This window comes from Shewanella inventionis (assembly GCF_014641855.1).
Taxonomy (GTDB): Bacteria; Pseudomonadota; Gammaproteobacteria; order Enterobacterales; family Shewanellaceae; genus Shewanella; species Shewanella inventionis.
This window is the reverse complement of record NZ_BMII01000028.1, coordinates 1-20,580: the sequence shown is the minus strand read 5'-3', so window position 1 is coordinate 20,580 and position 20,580 is coordinate 1. Positions and strand designations below refer to the sequence as shown.

General features: G+C 42.8%; 18 protein-coding genes. 3 read left to right on the top strand and 15 right to left on the bottom strand.

What is annotated here, in order from left to right; translation table 11 throughout:
- Positions 1-32 precede the first annotated feature (32 nt).
- From IEW93_RS15870 to IEW93_RS15805, 14 genes are all read right to left on the bottom strand, one after another.
- Positions 33-2,147 (bottom strand): molybdopterin-dependent oxidoreductase, encoded by a 2,115-nt coding sequence (locus IEW93_RS15870; RefSeq protein ID WP_188740276.1) that lies wholly within the window; start codon positions 2,145-2,147, stop codon positions 33-35.
- Between the two features lie 68 nt (positions 2,148-2,215).
- Entirely contained in the window at positions 2,216-3,214 is a 999-nt protein-coding gene (locus IEW93_RS15865) for an NADP-dependent oxidoreductase (RefSeq protein WP_188740275.1), read from the bottom strand.
- Positions 3,215-3,275: 61 nt separating this feature from the next.
- Positions 3,276-4,337 carry a patatin-like phospholipase family protein gene (locus IEW93_RS15860; protein WP_188740274.1) on the bottom strand — a complete coding sequence of 354 codons (1,062 nt, stop codon included), beginning with the start codon at positions 4,335-4,337 and terminating at the stop codon, positions 3,276-3,278.
- A gap of 141 nt (positions 4,338-4,478) precedes the next feature.
- A complete protein-coding gene (locus IEW93_RS15855; protein WP_188740273.1) occupies positions 4,479-6,143 on the bottom strand; it encodes an AMP-binding protein in 1,665 nt (554 codons plus the stop codon).
- A gap of 102 nt (positions 6,144-6,245) precedes the next feature.
- The gene (locus IEW93_RS15850) at positions 6,246-7,427 is read right to left on the bottom strand and encodes an acetyl-CoA C-acyltransferase (RefSeq protein WP_188740272.1); all 1,182 of its coding nucleotides are present in this window, start codon (positions 7,425-7,427) and stop codon (positions 6,246-6,248) included.
- A gap of 82 nt (positions 7,428-7,509) precedes the next feature.
- Complete coding sequence (locus tag IEW93_RS15845; RefSeq protein WP_188740271.1) at positions 7,510-8,430, bottom strand: SDR family NAD(P)-dependent oxidoreductase; 921 nt, start codon at positions 8,428-8,430, stop codon at positions 7,510-7,512.
- Positions 8,431-8,593: 163 nt separating this feature from the next.
- Positions 8,594-9,055 carry a MaoC family dehydratase gene (locus tag IEW93_RS15840; protein ID WP_188740270.1) on the bottom strand — a complete coding sequence of 154 codons (462 nt, stop codon included), beginning with the start codon at positions 9,053-9,055 and terminating at the stop codon, positions 8,594-8,596.
- 294 nt (positions 9,056-9,349) lie between these two features.
- Positions 9,350-11,155: an acyl-CoA dehydrogenase gene (locus tag IEW93_RS15835; protein WP_188740269.1), complete on the bottom strand. Its 1,806-nt coding sequence runs from the start codon at positions 11,153-11,155 to the stop codon at positions 9,350-9,352.
- Between the two features lie 59 nt (positions 11,156-11,214).
- Complete coding sequence (locus tag IEW93_RS15830) at positions 11,215-11,976, bottom strand: SDR family NAD(P)-dependent oxidoreductase (RefSeq protein ID WP_188740268.1); 762 nt, start codon at positions 11,974-11,976, stop codon at positions 11,215-11,217.
- Between the two features lie 50 nt (positions 11,977-12,026).
- Positions 12,027-13,061, bottom strand: a complete 1,035-nt coding sequence (locus tag IEW93_RS15825) for a phosphotransferase family protein (protein ID WP_188740267.1) — start codon at positions 13,059-13,061, stop codon at positions 12,027-12,029.
- Positions 13,062-13,166: 105 nt separating this feature from the next.
- Positions 13,167-14,378 (bottom strand): acyl-CoA dehydrogenase family protein, encoded by a 1,212-nt coding sequence (locus IEW93_RS15820; RefSeq protein WP_188740266.1) that lies wholly within the window; start codon positions 14,376-14,378, stop codon positions 13,167-13,169.
- Positions 14,379-14,453: 75 nt separating this feature from the next.
- Positions 14,454-15,578: an NADH:flavin oxidoreductase gene (locus IEW93_RS15815; RefSeq protein ID WP_188740319.1), complete on the bottom strand. Its 1,125-nt coding sequence runs from the start codon at positions 15,576-15,578 to the stop codon at positions 14,454-14,456.
- 48 nt (positions 15,579-15,626) lie between these two features.
- Entirely contained in the window at positions 15,627-16,397 is a 771-nt protein-coding gene (locus IEW93_RS15810) for an SDR family oxidoreductase (RefSeq protein WP_188740265.1), read from the bottom strand.
- 34 nt (positions 16,398-16,431) lie between these two features.
- Positions 16,432-17,163 (bottom strand): histidine phosphatase family protein, encoded by a 732-nt coding sequence (locus IEW93_RS15805; protein ID WP_188740264.1) that lies wholly within the window; start codon positions 17,161-17,163, stop codon positions 16,432-16,434.
- Between the two features lie 284 nt (positions 17,164-17,447).
- On the opposite strand from IEW93_RS15805, the gene IEW93_RS15800 reads away from it, so the two are divergent.
- The 3 genes from IEW93_RS15800 to IEW93_RS15790 all read left to right on the top strand — a co-directional run bounded on the left by IEW93_RS15800 (position 17,448) and on the right by IEW93_RS15790 (position 19,155).
- A complete protein-coding gene (locus IEW93_RS15800) occupies positions 17,448-18,389 on the top strand; it encodes a LysR family transcriptional regulator (protein ID WP_188740263.1) in 942 nt (313 codons plus the stop codon).
- Positions 18,390-18,465: 76 nt separating this feature from the next.
- A complete protein-coding gene (locus tag IEW93_RS15795) occupies positions 18,466-18,792 on the top strand; it encodes a response regulator (protein WP_188740262.1) in 327 nt (108 codons plus the stop codon).
- 21 nt (positions 18,793-18,813) lie between these two features.
- On the top strand, positions 18,814-19,155 hold the full coding sequence (locus tag IEW93_RS15790) for a response regulator (protein ID WP_223417376.1): 342 nt from the start codon (positions 18,814-18,816) through the stop codon (positions 19,153-19,155).
- Positions 19,156-19,433: 278 nt separating this feature from the next.
- Here IEW93_RS15790 and IEW93_RS15785 read toward each other — a convergent pair whose 3' ends face one another.
- On the bottom strand, positions 19,434-20,336 hold the full coding sequence (locus IEW93_RS15785) for a dienelactone hydrolase family protein (protein WP_188740260.1): 903 nt from the start codon (positions 20,334-20,336) through the stop codon (positions 19,434-19,436).
- Positions 20,337-20,580: the final 244 nt, after the last annotated feature.

Sequence of the window (20,580 nt, the reverse complement as noted above, 5' to 3'; positions counted from 1 at the left end):
TTATTCGTTGTTTTTGATAATGCGTTGAATTATTAAGCAAGTTTAATCGCTACCGGTGTGCCATTAAAAGCCGCATTACCTGTGAGCATATCAACTCGTTTAGCATCTGTTAAATCATTAATACTCACACCGGGTTGAGTGGCGGCTACCGACATTTTGGTGTCAGGTTGATTATGGCCCCAACCTTGCGGCATGGTAACAACGCCGGGTTGTACATCATCGGTAATCACAATGTCTATTTTAATTTCACCAACCGCTGAGCTTACTATTACCTGCTGGCCAGTGTGCGCGCCAAGCTTTTGTGCATCTTGCGGATGCATTTCTAAGGTGCACGGGTTTTTACCTTTAATGAGCCGCTCTGAATTTTGGGTCCAGGTATTGTGGCTTTTCACTAAGCGCCTGCTGATTAAATCAAATGGGTATTGATTATCGCGTGTAGTTTGAGTCATAAACGCCTGCAATCGCGGTAAATCGTCTTGATAAACCTGCGGGAATAAATCAATGTTGCCATTCGCGGTTTTAATCCGCTCTGATAAACACGGCATCAATGGGCCAATATCAATACCGTGTGGATTATCAATTAACGTTTGCAAACTCATGCCCTGCTTACCATATGGTCCTTTTTTAAGCTCCATATCCAAGATCATTTCAGGGGTAATTTGTTGCATTGGGTCATCTGCTGGCACATTAAGCATGCGCGCAGCAATCTCTTTCAATATTTGCCAATCACCGCGTTGCTCGCTGTGCTTTTCAAATAATGGCGCTGAATATTTAACCGTATTTCTCACTGAGAACGAGTTAAAGAAAATATCAAAGTGCGAGTTTTCGACGCCCGTGGTGCCCGGTAAAATGATGTCAGCGTATTGAGTGGTTTCATTGAGGTAAATATCAATCGATACCATGTACTCAAGCTCACTAAATGCTTCAGCCAATTTATGGCCACTGGGCGCTGATAACACAGGATTACCCGCAATCGTAATTATGCTTCTAATTTGCCCTTCTCCTGGGGTTTGAATTTCTTCTGCTAATGCTGCAACCGGAAACTCACCATTAAAAAACGGTAATTTGCGCACACGGGATTGGTGTTGGCCAAATGAGCTTTTATGACCCGCCTGGTGATTACGCAATAAATCAAATGCCGGTTGCGGAAACATTGCTCCGCCTGCTCTATCAAAGTTGCCGGTAATAATATTGAGCACATTGGTGAGCCATAAACAAATGCCGCCAAAGCTCTGGGTTGATGCACCCATGCGGCTATAACAAACTGCTGAGTCGGCTGCAAGCATTTGCGCTGATAAGGTTTCAATGACTTCTACCTCAATGCCTACCAATGGGCTAACAACTTGTGGCGAGTAATCTCTTACTAGATTTTCGATGTCACCTAACCCATCAACTTTATCGCTTAAATGGCGTATATTGACCTTGTTATGCGCAAACACGCAATGGATTAATGCCAGCAATAAAAAAGCGTCTTTTTCGGGGCGAATAAACACATGTTGGTCGGCTATTTTGGCGGTGCGGGTTTTGCGCGGATCAACCACCACCACTTTACCACCGCGTTTTTGAATGGCTTTTAAGCGACCTATCACATTAGGGGCTGTCATCATACTGCCATTTGACACCACAGGGTTTGCGCCAATAATGAGCATAAAGTCGGTGCGGTCAATATCAGACACCGGAATTAACATACCTGCGCCAAACATAAAATTAGCCGCAACATGATGCGGTAATTGGTCGGCAGAAGCTGAGCTAAACCGATTAAGGGTGCCAAGGGATTTCATAAACGGTTTGAGAAATAACGCATTACCTAAACTGTGGGCATTTGGATTACCCAAATACACCGCTAATGCATTTTTGCCATGTTGTTGCTGAATATGTTTGAATTTGTCGACGATTTCGCTAAACGCATCATCCCAACTGATGGCTTGCCAACCTTCAGCGGTACGTTTTATTGGGGTTTTTAAGCGGTCTTTATCGGTATAAAAATCTTCTAAAGCCAACGCCTTAGGGCAGTTATAGCCCTGGCTGAATGGGTCAAGTTGATCGCCTTTTATGGCAATAATTTGCCCGTTTTGGTAACTAATGTCTAGGCCACACATGGCCTCACAGATATTGCAATTTCGATAATGGCTTTTGATTTCGCTCATATTGTTTACCTGCTTGGCCAGATGTAAAAACAGCACAATCGGTAGCAATTGTGCTGATGGATTAAGGGTTAAATTTTAACGATTAATTTGCCTTTGTTCGCACCGGTAAAGAACAAATTAAGCCCTGTCATCGCTGATTCAAGCCCCTCTAACACATGCGCGCGATGTTTAATCTGGCCGTTCATGACATAGGGTGTTAGTTTTTGTAATAAAGCCGGTACGTCGCCAAAGTGATCTGGCATGGTGAAACCTTGAATGGTTAAGCGTTTTTTTATTACTTGGATCCAGTTTGGCCCAAGATCAGGTACTGATTTTGGATAATCTGCAATCATGCCGCACACCACAATACGCCCGTGGGCATTCATTCTGGCAAATACATGGTGTTGAATAGGACCACCGGTGTTTTCAAAATAAATATCAACGCCCTTTGGCGTTAACTCAGCGAGCTTGGCGGCAATATCATCGGTTTTGTAGTTTATCGCTCCGTCAAAACCTAACTCATTGACAATCCAATCTGCTTTTTCATCGCTACCAACAACACCTATCACCGTTAAACCATCAGCTTTAGCCAGTTGCCCTACAATAGAGCCCACTGAACCCGCAGCACCTGACACCACAATGGTTTCGCCTGGCTTAGGTTTACCCACATTAAAAAGCCCTTGGGTGGCGGTTAACCCTGGTAATGCAAATACAGATAAAATAGCTTCGTCGGGTAAAGGCGCGGTGACTTTGTTTAACCCTGGGCCATTACTTAAAAAATATTCTTGCCAACCCATCATGCCCATTACGCGATCACCGGCCTTAAAATCTGGGTGTTTGCTTTCAACCACTTCGCCAATGCCAGAGCTGCGCATCACCTCGCCTAACTCAACTGGCGGAATGTAACTTTCAGTGTCGGGGCTCATCCAACCAAACATGGCTGGGTCAAGGGACATATGGCTTTGTTTCACCAGAAATTGGCCATCGCTTACGATTGGCATTGGCTTTTGCACTACTTCAAATAATTCAGGACCAACTGGGCCGCCTTGTGGACGAGCGATAAGATTGATTGCGGTAAATGTGCTCATGGTTTTCTCTCTCAGTGGTTAGTTGTTTCGCCGTCAATGGCGTTGTATTTATCGTATTGCTTTACATTAACTGTTTAATATTTTTAATTTGATCAATGCGTTGGTGTTTATAAAAGTGTTTAAAGTGCAAGGCCAATTTTTCGCTTTCTACAAACACTTGTTGCCAGTATTTAATTCGTTGCTGTGGCGCTAGTTCCACAAAGTCTTTGCGATCGGGTATTTTTTGATAGGGCAAAGAGGCAACAAACTCGGCAGATGGACACAGCAACACGGTTTTATCGTAATGCTGTAATCTGACATTACGAGACAAATTTTTATCAAACCAACCTGCTTTTAACGTTGAACTAAAATGCGGATATAAGGTTAAGCCGTCATTTTGAATATTAAAATCAAAGTGGTAGTCAATTATGCCGCCGTCACGATACATGCCTTTAGGACAATCAGGAATGTCGTTAATGCCTTGCATTACCATCGGGATTGAGCCCGACGCTAGCAATGCTCGTTTGATATTATCTGTCGTTAAACTGACTGAGGTTGTAGGTAAGTTATCTGGATCGGTTAATAACAGATCACTCTGATTATGTTGAAAAATATACCGCTCATACTGTTTTTTGAGTAATGGCCGACGTAATGCATTGTTAATAAAACTTTTGGTTAGACCAAGACCCTGCTTAAATTTGTTTTCTGAAGCGACCAAGCCATTGCATTTTGCCACAATAAAATGGGCTTTAAATACGGGGTTATTAATGATTTCATCTGCCCCTGTATTGCCAAATAAGGCTTCAAGTAACTCAAAGGCTTTAGTGGTGATTTCAACAGGTTGAGGCTTTTTATCGTCTGAATAGACTGTCTCACTATAGTTTTTTGCCAAACGCTCTATTGCGGCTACGGGATCATTTTGGGCAAAACAGGCAGCACGAAAAGCCCCTGCACTTGACCCAATTAAGTTTAAAGGTTGTTGCCTGCCATTAAAAAATTCGCCAAATAAATATTTATCTAAACCAAACAAGGTAAACCATTTCGGGCCGCCACTGGCACCCAAAAAAGCGTTAAATAGATCAGGAGAAAATCCATCTCTTTGTATTGTTTTTAACGCCGTATCACCGGCATAAATTTCTAACATAAATTGTTTATTTCATACTCAAACAGCTACTCAAATGCCATGTTTAAATTAAAAACATGACGATTCGCCATAGAAAAGAGATTAACTGAAGTTGATTGATACACTGAGTCGGCATGGCACCGACTCAGTACTAAGGATTAACTATGCCTTGCTGCGTAAGTCTTTACGCAATACTTTGCCCACATTACTTTTTGGTAATTCATCCATAAATTCAATAGTTTTAGGGCGTTTATAGTTAGTGAGCATTTTGTTGCAATGGTCAAAGATATCTTGCTCGGTTAGGTTAGGATCTTTACGCACAATGTACACTTTTACCCGCTCACCGGTTGCATCACAAGACACACCCACCGCAGCGGCTTCAAGTACGCCTTCATGTGCCACAATCACTTCTTCGATTTCATTAGGGAATACATTAAAACCAGACACAATAATCATGTCTTTTTTACGGTCAACAATCCTAAAGAAGCCGTTTTCATCCATGGTGGCAATATCGCCCGTGGCTAGCCAACCGTCTCTTAATACTTCATCGGTGGCTTTTTGGCGATTGTAATAACCTTTCATCACCTGAGGGCCTTTAACCCACATTTCACCTGGTTCACCTAAAGCCACATCTTCACCGTCTGCACCCACTAAACGAACGTCTGTCGATGATGCTGGTAAGCCAATTGAGCCATTGTAACTTTTTTGATTATAGGGACTCATGGTTACCAGTGGCGCACATTCTGTTAAACCGTAACCTTCCAGTAAACGGCTTTTGGTCACGCGCTCCCAGTGTTCTGCTACAGGGCGTTGTACTGACATTCCGCCACCAAAACCCATTTTTAATGCACTAAAATCGAGTTGATCAAACCCTGGCGTATTAAGCAAACCATTAAATAGCGTATTTACCCCAGTAATAACGGTAAATTTATACTTGGCTAACTCTTTAACAAAGCCTGGCATATCACGCGGATTAGTGATTAATAAGTTAATGCCGCCAAAGGGTAAAAAGGCCAGGCAATTAGAGGTCAATGCGTAAATATGGTAAAGCGGTAGTGCAGTAACAATGAGTTCTTTGCCGACTTCATACACATTTTTGGTCACAGCATTGGACTGTTCGAGGTTAGCAACCATATTGCGGTGAGTTAGCATTGCGCCCTTTGATGGGCCTGTGGTGCCACCGGTATATTGTAAAAAAGCCAAATCTTCACCATTGATGTCTACAGGTGTAAAAGTGTGTTTGCTGCCTTTGGCCATGGCATCATTAAATTTAACCGCATTTGGGATATCAAACGCAGGGACAAGCTTTTTAACGTGTTTAATTGCACCGTTAACTAACGCGCCTTTGATAAGCCCTAAGCGGTCGCCTACACCAGTAGTAATAACATGCTTTACATCCGTTTTATTGATAACTTGCTGCAATACATGAGCAAAGTTTTCAAGAATTAGAATGCCCTTTGCACCAGAGTCTTTTAATTGATGTTCTAGTTCACGGGCTGTATACAATGGATTGACATTAACAACGGTTAGCCCTGCGATGAGTGCACCAAATAAAGCGATAGGATATTGCAAAGTATTGGGGATCATAATGGCAAACTTATCGCCTTTTACTAACCCTAAATTATGTTGTAAGTAGGCTGCAAAATCAGTAGCTTGCTGTTCAAGCTGTTGATAAGTGATACTCACATCCATGTTAATGAATGCCGTATTACTTGCGTATTGTTTGGTATATTTAAAAAATAATTCTGCTAAAGAGCGGTATTTATCGGGATCTATTTCAAACTCAACCCCAGGTGGATAACTCTTTTCTAGCCAAATCCTTTCCATAATACTCTCCCCAATGTTGACAAAATGATCTGTAGCCATTTAATTAGCTACTGTCATTGTTATTGTTTTTCTTTTTTACAATGCTTTAACCTACACTTAGTTTTACAAGACTTCAAACAAACCAGCTGCGCCTTGCCCGCCACCAATACACATACTGATGACAACGTATTTAACCCCACGGCGTTTGCCTTCAATTAATGCGTGCATCACCATGCGTGTGCCACTCATACCATAAGGATGCCCAATCGATATAGCACCTCCATTGACATTTAATTTATCAGCGGGAATGCCGAGTTTGTCGGCACAATAAATCACCTGTACCGCAAAGGCTTCATTGATTTCCCATAAGCCGATGTCATCCATGGTTAAGCCATTGCGTTCAAGCAACTTTGGAATGGCATAAATTGGCCCAATACCCATTTCGTCCGGCTCACAACCAGCAACCACCATGCCTCGATAAGCGCCTAAGGGTTTAAGGCCGCGCTGTTCGGCTAATGATCGCTCCATTACAACGACGGCCGCTGCGCCATCAGACAATTGCGATGCATTACCACCAGTAATAGAACCGTTATCTTTTACCGCTTTTAAACCGGCTAAGCCTTCAAGGTTAGTTGATGGACGATTACCCTCATCTTGAGTCAGAGTGACTTCCTGCTTACTGATTGCTCCGCTGTCTTTGTCCATGACTAATTTAGTGCAGGAAACCGGCACAATTTCATCATCAAACTTACCGGCTTCTTGTGCTGCTGCAGTGCGTTGTTGTGAAGTAAGCGCATAGGCATCTTGGCGTTCACGGGAAATATCATATCGATTTGCCACAATTTCGGCCGTATCAAGCATGGGCATATAAATCGCAGGACGATAAGCTTTTACACTTGGGTCTACGGCGCGGTGCATGTTCATTTTATCGTTTTGCACCAAACTGATTGAATCACACCCGCCAGCGACGACCACCTTGGCACCGTCAACCACAATATGGTTTGCGGCAATGGCAATTGACATTAGGCCAGATGAACATTGGCGATCAACTGTCATGCCTGGCACAGAAACAGGTAAGTTAGCTGCCATTGCGACCTGGCGTCCAAAGTTCATGCCTTGGTTGCCCTGAGTTAATGCCGCGCCAAAAATACAATCGTCAATTTCATTTGGGTCGATCCCAGCACGCTCAACGGCGGCGTTAACTGCCACTGCTGACAAGGTTGGCGCAGATAAATCATTAAATGCACCACGGTAGGCTTTGCCTATTGGAGTTCGTGCGACAGATACAATAACGGCTTCTCTCATGACAAGGTCCTTTTATTCTTATTGTTTAAAATTAGGGCTAATACAACGGCCGGTTAATGATTTATCATGAACAGGTAACGTGTTATGCCTGTTGTGATTTCATGAACGCCATGGCTTTCATGATAAATTTTTCACCTTGTTGAGCGCCCGATACCAGCGCCTGTTGGTTGTCTTGCGCCGTTAATTTAGGCCAATTTTCTCGTACCGCTTCAGGGCTTTGTTTAGCAGTTGGAATAAAGCAGCCGTCTGTTTCAAAAATGCTTGCGCTTGAATAACCGCCAGCGCCTGCACATAGAATAAATCGGTTAGGTGCGGCTTCATCACACAGGGTCAACATGCCTGCAGTAACCGCCTCTGGCGCAAAGGCTTTAACGATTTCTTCTGGCATTAAATCTTCTGTCATACGGGTACCAGCGGTGGGCGCTAATGCATTAATGTGAATATTATTTTTTGCACCTTCAAGTACTAGCGTGTTCATTAACCCAATGACTGCCATTTTTGCGGCACCATAATTGGACTGTCCAAAATTGCCGTACATGCCGCTTGATGACGTTGTCATAACAATTCGGCCATAATTTTGCTGTTTCATGATTTCCCAAACGGCTTTAGTGCAGTTAACTGAGCCCATTACATGCACGTCCATCACCAGTTTAAAATCATCTAAGGTCATTTTAGAAAACGACTTATCGCGCAAAATCCCAGCATTGTTAATGAGAATGTCAACACGCCCCCATTTGTCCATGGTTTGCTGCACCATGTCTTGGACTTCATCAAAATTGGCTACATTTGCACCATGACTGATGGCCTCTCCACCCATGGCTTGAATTAATTCAACCACCTCTTTTGAGGCAGCAGAAGAAGCGCCGCTACCATCGCGTGCACCGCCAAGATCATTGACCACGACTTTAGCGCCACGTTTAGCCAACTCCAACGCATGTGAGCGGCCTAATCCATTACCTGCACCTGTAACTATGGCAACTTGCCCTGCAAAACTGATAGTCATATTGAACCTCTCACTGTGCTGATTATTTTATTGTTATCTTTGTTGTCGCAGTTTTATTAGTTGTGTGATTACTGACTAAAATGAAACCAAATGAATAGCTAATAGTTAATAGGGCTAAGTGTGGCATTTACTATTAATGACTATTACACCCTATAAACCCTCGTTATTTGACCATTTGCACCGATATCCACTCAGCAACCAAGGCTGGCGTATCTATACCTTCGATTTCTATGGTGACTTCGGTTGATATACGAAATTGACCAGGCTTTTTTTCTTCTATCGACAAGGTTTTGGCATGGGCTCTTATGCGACTATTAACCGTTACCGGCTGCAAAAATCGTACTTTATCGAACCCAGCATTCAGCCCCATGTAAAAACCGTCGATAATAACGCTAAACTCTTCCGCAAAATGCGACAGCATAGATAACGATAAAAAGCCATGAGCAATGGTTGAGCCAAAAGGCGTGGCTTTTGCCTTTTCTTCATCAACGTGAATAAACTGGTGATCTAAGGTGCAATCAGCAAATTGGTTAATCTGCTGTTGGTTGATTTGATGCCACTGAGTGGGTGCGGCTTGATGGCCAATATAATTTGCAATGTTATTTCGATTAATCACTGTTGGCATTATCCTGTCCTCGTTTGCTTTCGCAACACAATCCATGAATGAAAATTAAGCGATAACTCATGCTAATTGGGCTAAGTTAATTAAACAAATGAATAGTTTTGATACCTGGATATTAACCAAATGAATAGTGGTGGGGTGAAAAATAAAAAAAAGCACCATTTAACATAAATGATGCTGGTTATTTTTTAGATCATTGATCTGCATGTTTGAGCTACATAATTGAGCTAAATGCCCCTACGCAACTCAGCGTTGCTGAAAAAGTTGGCTGTGATAACTTCAACTCAGGGTAAGTTATCAAAACCAATCGCTGTGCATGTCATAACTGGTGCTGTCAGTGTTAATAAGTAACCTAGACCACAATTCAATTTCAGGTAACTCAAATCGGTAAAAATACTGAGCTGCCTGTAACTTGCCCTGATAAAAATTAAAGTCGTCCTGGTGAGGTTGGTGCGATAAGGCATCAGTGGCAACCATACTTTGTTTTAACCATAACCAGGCGATAATCACATGGCCAAATAGCTCAAGGTATTTAACCGAGTTAGACAAGGCTAAATCAATATTCTTGGTTGCCATACTGGTCATTACCGCATCGGTTGTGCTGTTAAGTGTGTTTAGTGCATCACTGAGTTTGTGAGTGTATTCCTGTAAACTATTGTATTGCTTAGCACTTTCTATGGTTTTTGCGATTTCGTGTAGGGTTGCTTTATAGCCCTGCATGTTATTCATCGGCACTTTACGAGTGAGCAAATCTAACGATTGGATCCCGGTAGTGCCTTCATGGATTGGGTTTAACCGATTATCGCGGTAAAACATTTCAACGGGATGCTCATTAATGTAACCGTGCCCACCCATCACTTGTATTGCCAACGAGTTGGCTTTAGGCCCATATTCTGACGGCCAGGTTTTAATGATTGGGGTTAAAAAGTCTAATAAGGTATGGGCGTGTTGACGCTGCTCTTCGGTCTCGGCGGTATGTTCATCGTCACTTAACTGCGTGCCGTATAGCACCAATGCTAAAGCTCCTTCGGCATAGGCTTTTTGTGCTAAAAGCATTCGCTTTACATCAGCATGTTCAATGATATTGACCATGGGTGATTGCGGATCTTTACATGAGGGTAAACGCCCTTGAGGGCGATTTTTTGCATAATCAACAGAGTATTGATAACCCGCCACAGCCAGTACCGCACCGCTAGTACCCACCATAATGCGGGCTTCATTCATCATGTGGAACATGTACTTTAAGCCGCAGTTTTCTTCACCGACCAAATAACCCACTGATCCGTTTTTTTCACCAAAACTCAACGCCGTAGAGGTTTGAGCGCGGCCCCCCATTTTGTGGAATAACCCTGCAAGGGCCACTTCGTTATCTGCACCAGTAGAACCGTCTTCATTGAGTAAAAACTTTGGCACCACAAATAGCGAAATACCTTTCACCCCTTTTGGTGCACCCTGAATGCGCGCAAGCACTAAATGCACTATGTTTTCGCTTAAATCGTGATCGCCACCTGAGATATAAATTTTATTACCGCTAATGCGATACGTGCCATCATCTGCTTTTACGGCTTTAGTGATGAGATCACCTAATGACGAGCCACTGCCTGGCTCTGTCATCGCCATGGTGCCCATAAATCGGCCTTCACGCATGGGTTTAACCCAGGTATTGATTAACTCAGGGCTACCATGAGCTTGTAATAAATTGGCATTGGCTGTGGTGAGCATGTTGTAACCCATACCCACACCGCCAGCTACGGTTAAATAAGATGCCGCAGCACTGGCAATAATTGGCGGCAGTTGCATTCCCCCCAAATCATAATCAGCAGTAGCAGAGCCTATACCTGATTGATTAACTGCATCGATTGCGGTTTTAAGCTCTGGAATGATATGCACTTTTTTGCCATCAAACGTGGGCTGGTGCGTGTCTAATTTTTGCCTGATCGGAAGGAAGTACTTTTCGGCAATGGTTTTTGCTGTGCTAACCACTTCATTAAAGGTTTGGCGATCGTGATCCTGATAACGCGACCGATTAACTAAGCTTTCACTGTCAAATAGCTCATAAAGCATAAATTCAAGATCGCGTTCATTCATTAATGTTGCTGGCATAATATTCTCTTCTTATCTTTTAATGCGTAACCCAATGGTGATGGCTAAATTACCTGCCTTTAAAAGGCTGACACACCACCATCAACGGCAATACATTGCCCTGTCATGTAAGTATTTGCTGGCGACAACATCATCAGCATTACAGCAACAATCTCTTTGGGCTCACCAAGGCGGTTCATCGGTGTGCCACGGGCCATTTTCTTTTGCTTTTCTTCATCGGCAAAATTGGTGACCATAGGAGTTAAGGTAAAAAACGGGCAAATGGCATTAATGCGAATGTTGTCGCGGCCATATTCCACTGCACCGGTTTTGGTTAAGCCAATCACCGCATGTTTTGCCATTGCATAAGCACTGCCTCTAGCTGCCCCACCTAAACCAGCCATTGAACTGACATTTAAAATGGTGCCCTCGCCTTGCTTAAGCATTTGGGCAATTTGATGGCGCATGCCAAATTGAACCCCTTTAACGTTAATCGCAAATTGGCGGTCCATGATTGACTCGTCAATCATGTGCAGCGGCATAAATTCATGGGCAATACCTGCGTTGTTAACCCCAATATCAACGCGGCCAAAATACTCAAGCGCGGTGTCGACCATGGCTTTACAAGATTCATCTTTTGATACATCGCATTTCATAGCGACAATTTCAGCGCCAGTAGCCGCGATATCGTCAGCCACCTGATGAACACCGGCTTCGTTAATGTCGCTGATGACGAGTTTTGCGCCACGCTTTGCCAATTCTTGTGCTAGTAACTGACCAAAACCCTGTGCAGCGCCAGTAATAACAGCAACTTTGCCAGTAAAATCTAATAATGGATCCATGCGAGTAACTCCTGTAATTGATGGTCTTGTTGTATTGTTTTTGTCATTGATTATTTTGCGTTGTTAATCACTTGCAATGCCATTTGCGCCAGCGGTGCAACAAAAGCGCCTACTTTGTTGGCATTTTCGTTTGAAGCATTGCCTTCGGCTGCGCGTTTAGCCACGCCCTGTGCAATTGCACCTAAACGGAAAAAACTAAAAGCAAGATAAAATGGCCAATTGTCGATTCGGTCAATGCCCATGCGTTGACAATATTGCGCCACATAGTCTTCTTCACTCGGAATGCCTAAACTGGCTCTATCAATGTCTTTTAAACCGTCAATGGTTCCCATGCCAGCAGGCATACGCAGTTGCATGCATTGATAGGCAAGATCGGCAAAAGGATGGCCTAAGGTAGATAACTCCCAGTCAAGCAAGGCAATAACACTGGGCTTATCTTTTGCAAACATCATATTGTCTAAACGAAAATCACCGTGAACCAGGCACACACGACCGTCATCGACGGGTAAGTTGTCTTCTAGCCATTTAATAAGTACATCCATAGCAGGAATATTTTGAAGTTCGGTGAGTCGATATTGCGAGGTCCAACGCCCTAACTGACGCTCAAAATAATTACCGGCTTTGCCGTAATCAGTTAACCCAATGTCATCTACATTAATGCTGTGTAACGCTGCAAGCACTCTATTCATCTCGCTGTACATGGCCCCACGTCGCTCGTTGGTGTCAATTTCAGCCAATGACGCGCTCCAATACACAGTGCCGTCGCAATATTCCATCACATAAAACATAGAGCCAATAATGCTCAGGTCTTCACACAGGTGATACACCTTTGCAACCGGCACATCTGTGCCATTTAATGCATGTAACACGCGATATTCTCGGTCCACTGCATGAGCTGACTTGAGTAATTTTCCGGGTGGCTGACGACGCAAAACATAAACGCCCGACTGAGCGGTCACTTTATAAGTAGGATTAGATTGCCCACCCGAGAACTTTTCAAGTGTAATTGGCCCTTGAAAGCCCTCAACATGGTGCTGCAAATAAGCACTCAGCTTTTCATTATCAATAGGAAACGTATGTGGCATTTCTAAATACTCTTATTATTGAATAGATTGGATTAGATTAATGACAGTCATAAAATGATAATGGCAGGCCAACTCACCCCAGAAATTATTGGCCTGCCTGCAAGGTTATTGCGTTACTTTTTTCACTAAATCACGGCCAAGTTGCATCATATGAACTTGATCAGGGCCGTCAGCTAAACGCAGAGTGCGCTGGCCTGCCCAGGCATGGGCTAAAAAGGTATCTTGACTCACACCAACAGCGCCATGACATTGAATGGCACGGTCTATTACATCAAGCGACATACTAGGCGCCACGATTTTTATCATGGCAATGAGGTCTTTAGCGGCTTTATTACCTTCGGTGTCCATTTTTTGCGCGGCTTTTAACGTCATTAAACGCGCTTGTTCAATTTGGCAGGCCGATTTGGCAATATCTTCACGTACAGATTGTTGTTTAATCATAGGTTGACCAAACACAATGCGCTCACTCACACGTTTGCACATTAAATCTAACGCACGCTGTGCAATCCCAACTGAACGCATACAATGGTGAATGCGCCCCGGCCCCAAGCGACCTTGGGCGATTTCAAAGCCTTTACCCTCACCCACAATAATGTTGTCTACTGGTACACGCACATCGTTAAAGGTCACTTCTGCGTGGCCTTCTGGTGAATCATCGTAGCCAAATACTTTCATTGGCCTAACCACCTTAACACCTGGGGTTTTCATGGGTACAAGCACTTGAGATTGTTGAATATAGCGGTTGCTGTTATGAGGGTCGGTTTTACCCATCACAATCATAATTTCACATTGTTTACGACACGCGCCGCTAATGTAAAACTTACGGCCATTAATGACATATTCATCACCATCACGGACAATGCTTAATTCAATGTTGGTTGCATCGCTTGAGGCAACTTCGGGTTCTGTCATGGCAAATGCCGAGCGAATTTTGCCTTCAAGCAGTGGCTCTAACCACTGCTTTTTTTGAGATTCGCTGCCGTATTTGGCTAATACTTCCATATTGCCGGTATCGGGCGCCGCGCAGTTAAATACTTCAGGCGCCCACATCACTTTACCCATAATTTCAGCTAATGGCGCATATTCTAAATTGGTCAACCCACCACTGTACTTGCCGTATGCCACAGGTAAAAACAGGTTCCATAAACCTTGCGCTTTTGCTTTGGCCTTAAGCTCTTCCATTAATGGGGGCGTTGACCACGGATCGCGCTCAACTTGACGATGCATTTCTTCTTCAACCGGATAAACATGTAAGTCCATAAACGCATTAACCTGGTCGATTAATCCTTGAACTTTTTCACTGTATTCAAAATTCATATGCTGTCCTTGTATTGGATCCTAGTGCGTCATCATTGGCGCGATTGCATGGTTTACCATCTCTTAATCAACAACTTAGCTAAGCGACATTAATGACTTTTTATTAAACGGTTTAATTTCTGAAATTGCATTGGTTTTAATTTTGTTCACCCACTGAGGATCAACCAATAACGCACGGCCAATACCGACTAAATCAAACTCGTCGTTATTTAAGCGCACCAATAATTCATCAATACCAGTAGGGTTTGAAGTGCCCGATAAATCAGCATTGCCTTCGCCAATAAAGTCAGCGTCAAGGCCCACATTACCCACGGTGATCACAGGTTTGTTAGTCAGTTTTTTAGTCCAACCAGCAAGGTTTAACTCAGAACCTTCAAATTCTGGAACCCAAAAGCGGCGGGTACTCGCATGAAAAATATCCACACCAGCATCGCTTAATAAGCCTAAAAAGATGGCGAGTTCTTCTGGGGTTTGACACAGCTTTGCCGTGTAATCTTGTTGTTTCCACTGCGAAAAACGGAAGATAATGGTAAAGTCATCGCCCACTGCTGCGCGGATGGCTTTAACAATTTCAACGCCAAAGCGAGTACGGTTTTCAAGCGTGCCACCGTATTTATCATCGCGTTGATTGGTGCCTTCCCAAAAAAATTGATCCACTAAGTAACCATGGGCGCCATGCACTTCAATCGCATCAAAACCTATGTTTTTGGCATCAAGTGCTGCTTGGGCAAATGAAGCAACCACTTCATCAATGTCAGCTTGTGTCATGGCAACACCATTAGGTGCACCGGGTTTATACAATCCAGAAGGGCTGTATGCAGGCATTTCTTTGTCTGGCCCTACACCGGGTTTTCTCACCGCGCCAACATGCCAAAGCTGTGGCGCAATTTTGCCGCCAGCTGCGTGGACTTCATCAACAACATGCTTCCAGCCCGCTAATGCGGCTTCGCCATAAATGGCCGGTACATTTTCATAGCCGTTGGCGGCTTTATGCGAAATAAAAGTGCCTTCAGTAATAATTAAGCCCACATCCCCTTCGGCACGGCGGCGGTAATAACCAGCAACCTCATCATTTGGGACATAATTAGGCGAAAACGCGCGAGTCATTGGCGCCATTACCGTTTTGTTTTTAAGCGATAACGATTTATTTGAAAACGTTTCAAATAGCTTGTTGATGCTGGTGTTTTGAGTGCTAGTCATCATAAATTCCTATGCGTGATATTCGTTTTTTGTTTTTGTTTTGAATCGTTAACCAATCAAGTAACCACCATCAACATTGATGGCAGTACCTGTGGTATAACTTGATGCATTTGAGGCTAGATACAACACAGTACCGGCCATTTCGTCAGGTTGGGCTACCCGTTTCATCGGCACGTGGTGCATCATCTGTTTTAAAATGGCTGGGTTATCAACGAGCGCTGAAGCAAACTTGGTGTCGGTACCACCAGGGAGTAAGGCGTTAACACGAATATTGAATTGGGCACATTCTTTGGCAAATGCCTGAGTCATTGAAATGACAGCGGCTTTTGTGACTGAATAAATGCCTTGATAATCACCAGGGATAACACCATTGACAGAAGCCACGTTAATAATCGAACCGCCGCCACTGGCTTTCATTAACTTGGCGCCTTGAGTCGACATGAAAAAGTAACCGCGAATATTCACATCAACAGTTTTTTGAAATGCGGCTAAATCAGTATCGATAATGTGGCCAAAATATGGGTTTGCAGCAGCATTGTTAACCAGAATATCTAACTTGCCATGTTGCTCCGTAATGGCCGCAAAAATGGCATCAATTTGATCTAATTCGCCAATATGACATGCTATTGCTTGTGCACTACCACCGGCTTTTACAATCTCATCAACAACAGCTTGGCATGCATCGATTTTACGACTCGACACAATCACATGCGCACCATACTGCGCCAATACTTTTGCCACACTTTCACCAATGCCACGGCTTGCACCTGTCACTAATGCAACCTTCCCTGTTAAATCAAATAAATTACTGTTGTTCATATTCATTCCTTTATATTTTTTGAACGTAAAATGTTTATTTAAATGTCACCCATTCTTCACCAACTTGCTCTAGGTGACTATAATTATTGAAATAATCTATACTTAGCATGTTTTCAGAAAACAACAATTTAGTGACCCCCGTATTTCTTGCTTGCTGGTTTAAGGCTAATGTTTGTTGATCACTTAATTGCAGTATGTGCTGCACAATCACCGAAATGGTCCCACCTGAGGTAAACACTAAAATATCTTTTGATTTGCTAGTTTGGCTGTCGCGTGAAGGTTGACGTTTTTTAGCCAACTCCTGTTCAATCACATTTTGCAGCGCCCGTATACAGCGCGCCTTAAACTGAACCCAACTCTCTTTGTAATCTTGGTCGTGGGTGCCCGATATCCAACGATTTAAAGCCTGAAGAAACTCTTTTTGTAGCGCTTTATTCGGATCACTTAATTGATTGAGTGACTCATTCATTTTTGCAAAGTTGTGCCACTGCGCATTGTACTTTTGCAAAATATCAACATGGTCAAACTCATTAAAACCTGAGTGAATAACAGTCGGTGTTGTCTCGCCTTGATAACCTTTCATAAAGCCAGTTAATGTTTGGCCATGACGCAATAAGTCACCACAAAAAAATTTACTCGGCTCAGGTCTAGCGCGCCAATACTGCCCTAATATGGCTGCTTGCTGACTTCCTTTTTCAGACAGTTGATCATAATCATTACTGCCAAATGATGCCTGCCCGTGTCTTATCAAATAAATAGCTGCCATGAAGAGTCTCTAACTGAATATGTGATGCCTTAACTGGGCGTAAATACAGGGATCACCTTGTTGTAATTAACCTTAACGGGTTACTCACTGAAAATGCATTACAAGGCCATGACTAATACCTGTTCTAAGGATACTAACGACTAAATTAAATCTACTTGACTATGCTAATATCAACATCTAAATTGAACAAATGAATAGTTCTAATACCCTACTATTTATATTTTTAATAGTTGATGAGTGCCATTGGCTATAACAATGGACATGGTGAGATACACGGAGTAAGTATGAAAATTGATTTGAATTTGTTTGTGGTTTTTGATGCTATTTATTGTGAAGGCAATATCACCAAGGCCGCATCGGTACTGAACTTATCTCAACCTGCTGTAAGCCACTCACTAGGAAAATTAAGGGATCATTTTGATGACGCCTTATTTATTCGCCAGGGTAATGAAATGCGGCCAACTCCTGTGGCCAAAAATGTGATTGACGATGTGCGTGAAGCATTACATCAATTACAGGTATGTTTAGTGCAGTCTAGGCAATTTGAACCGCTCACGTCTCGCAAAAGCTTTTCGTTGTCATTGCATGGCTCGTTGGAGCCATACTACTTGCCAATATTACAAGAAAGTTTATCGCTAGAGTCGCCGGCCATTAATTTGCGTAGCAATAAAAGAGTAAGACGAACAGAACTTGAAAATAAACTCGCCAGTGGAGACATAGATCTCGCCATCGATACCCTCATACCGGTTAGCAATAACATCATGCATACCCAATTAGAGCTTGACCGGCTTGTGGTTGTTGCACGAAAAAATCATCCCGCGATTAATCCTGATTTAGATTTAGAAACCTACCTAAAGCTTGGCCATGTATTAGTTTCATCGCGCTCAACAGGCCCAAGTTTGGAAGATTTTGAACTGTCACGCATTGGTCTACATCGAAAAATTGCCCTGCGTTGTCAACATGCGTTATCAGCATGTCGGGTTATTTTAAATAATGATATGTTGCTCACACTGCCCAAAACAGCAGCGCAAATGTACGCCAATATGCTCGATATTGCGATTTACCCTATGCCAGTTGAATTGCCCGAACTTGGCGTGCATTTATACTGGCACGTTAATGTCGACAAAGAGCCCGCCAATAAATGGCTAAGAAATAAAATGATTATTGCTGCTACTGAGAGTAAAAAAATTACTTCAAACCGTCATGTTCGCAACAATAACAACTAACTGAGTGTGACACGTTGCAATTGCTAGGCTAAATTTATATTAATAACAACGATTTTTCTTAAGTATGAGGTAGTAAATGTTCACATTATCTGAAGTACAAATTTGTTTAGAGATTTTTGAGTCAATGATCAAACAACAAAGACAAAATAGCCAGGCTGGTGCTTCAGACGAAACTGACAGTAGGCTAATGCAGCTTGTTTCAATCAACAACAAACTAACTAATTACCATGCAAGTCAGTTTGCAAACGCGAACAAACCACAGATCCCTAGAGTGCTTATTGTTGACGATGTAGATGAAGTACAAACAATAGTTGATGATATTTTATATAAAATTGGTTTTACTAAAGTGGTTGCGGTGCTAAGTGCAGAAAAAGCAATAACACAGCTTAAGGAAGCCGCATAGGCGGGTACACCCTTTAAAATAGTGTTAACAGATGATGATATGGAAGGAAAAAGCGGTATCGATTTATTAAAAGAAATTAGACTAGATGAAGCATTGGCCAATACAGATGTGTTTATTATGAGCACCAATGGTTCACAGGAGCAAATTGTACAGGCAATGAGCGCCGGTGTGTCGGGCTACATTTTAAAGCCATTAAATTACAAGGTGTTAGAGCAAAAGCTAATCAGTTATTTACAACCCAAATCTGACACAGATAAAGAAGCTTCATCTGACACTGAAAAAGAAAACCAAACCGATTTACCAGCAGAACCTAAAACTGAAACAGAAACCGAAAAACCCGCTAAACCCGCTGAATCGAACTAAGGTGATACCAATCAGGATAAATAAGTAAAAAGAGATTGCTGATTGGTTTTACGTTAACAATGGCGAATACTCTACGTTGTTAACGTAAACCACGAACACCAGAATGAGTAAACTATCAATCAACCTTTATTGATTGTGAGCTGGGAATGGGTAATTTAATATTTAATGCCACGCTCATTCTTATCAGCATTTTTATCGGGCTAAGGTTGAGTGGAATTAGCTAATAGCAATAAGCAAGTCGATAAAAGGGCAAGCTCTCGCCCTTTATCGTCCGTTGATCAACTGAGGTGTTTTTTAAAAAATACGAGGGTACGTTGCCACGCCAGTTCTGCATTTTCCTCATCATATCGTGCAATAGAATCATTATGAAAACCATGATTGGCCTTGTTATACATATGCAAGGTATAAGGCACTTTGGCTGCGATTAAGTCTTGCTCGTATTCTGGCCAGGTTGCATTAACACGTTCATCAAGTTCAGCTAACTGAATGAGTAACGGCGCTTTAATATTAGCCCTTAATGTTTTTTCAGCAGGTGTGCCATAAAACGGCACCCCAGCCTGCAATAAATCGGGTTTATAAGCTGCAAGGTAATTAACAATGTAACCACCAAAACAAAATCCAACCGCGCCTAATTTGCCATTACTGCGTGAATTGGCTTTTAAAAACTCAGCCGCTGCGACAAAGTCCTGTTCTATTTTGCTTCTATCAAGCGTGCTCTGCATTTGACGGCCTTCATCATCATTACCTGGATAGCCACCCAAGGGGAATAATGCATCGGGCGCTAAAGCAATAAAACCTGCTTTTGCCAGGCGTCTTGCAACATCTTCAATATAGGGGTTTAATCCACGGTTTTCATGTACGACTAGCACCACAGGTAAGCGCCCTTCTTTATCGTTATCAATATGAGTCGGTTCAACTAAATATCCTCGCCCTTTACCGTGTCCTGAGGGCGAATCAAAATTGACGTACCTGGCCTTAATATCTGCATCATTAAACGACACTTGTTCAGCCAGCGCGTAATTAGGTAATAAAGCAGAGGTTAATACACTCATTGAGTAGCCTAGCGCCACTAACGAGCCTAATTTTGCAATAAACGTACGTCGGTCCATCCCGCCATGCGCATAGGAGTCATACCAGTCAAACGCTTCTTGCGGTATTGTTTTTGCTAATTGTTGTTGCATAAGTTCCCTCATGTCTTTGTACGCCCCTAAGGCTCAAATTCACGCAATTTGACATGCTCCCCGCCATGAATGACGGGGATCCCTGAATACAGGCGATAATAAATTACTTTATCATCTACTTTCTGCTGCTGATTGCTAATGCAATTCACTTCACAGACGCTACGGCTCTGCCCGAACCTGATTAATTACTTATGCCGCTTGCTCTAATTCGCGTAAATAGCGATTTAGGACCACTTTAGCAGCG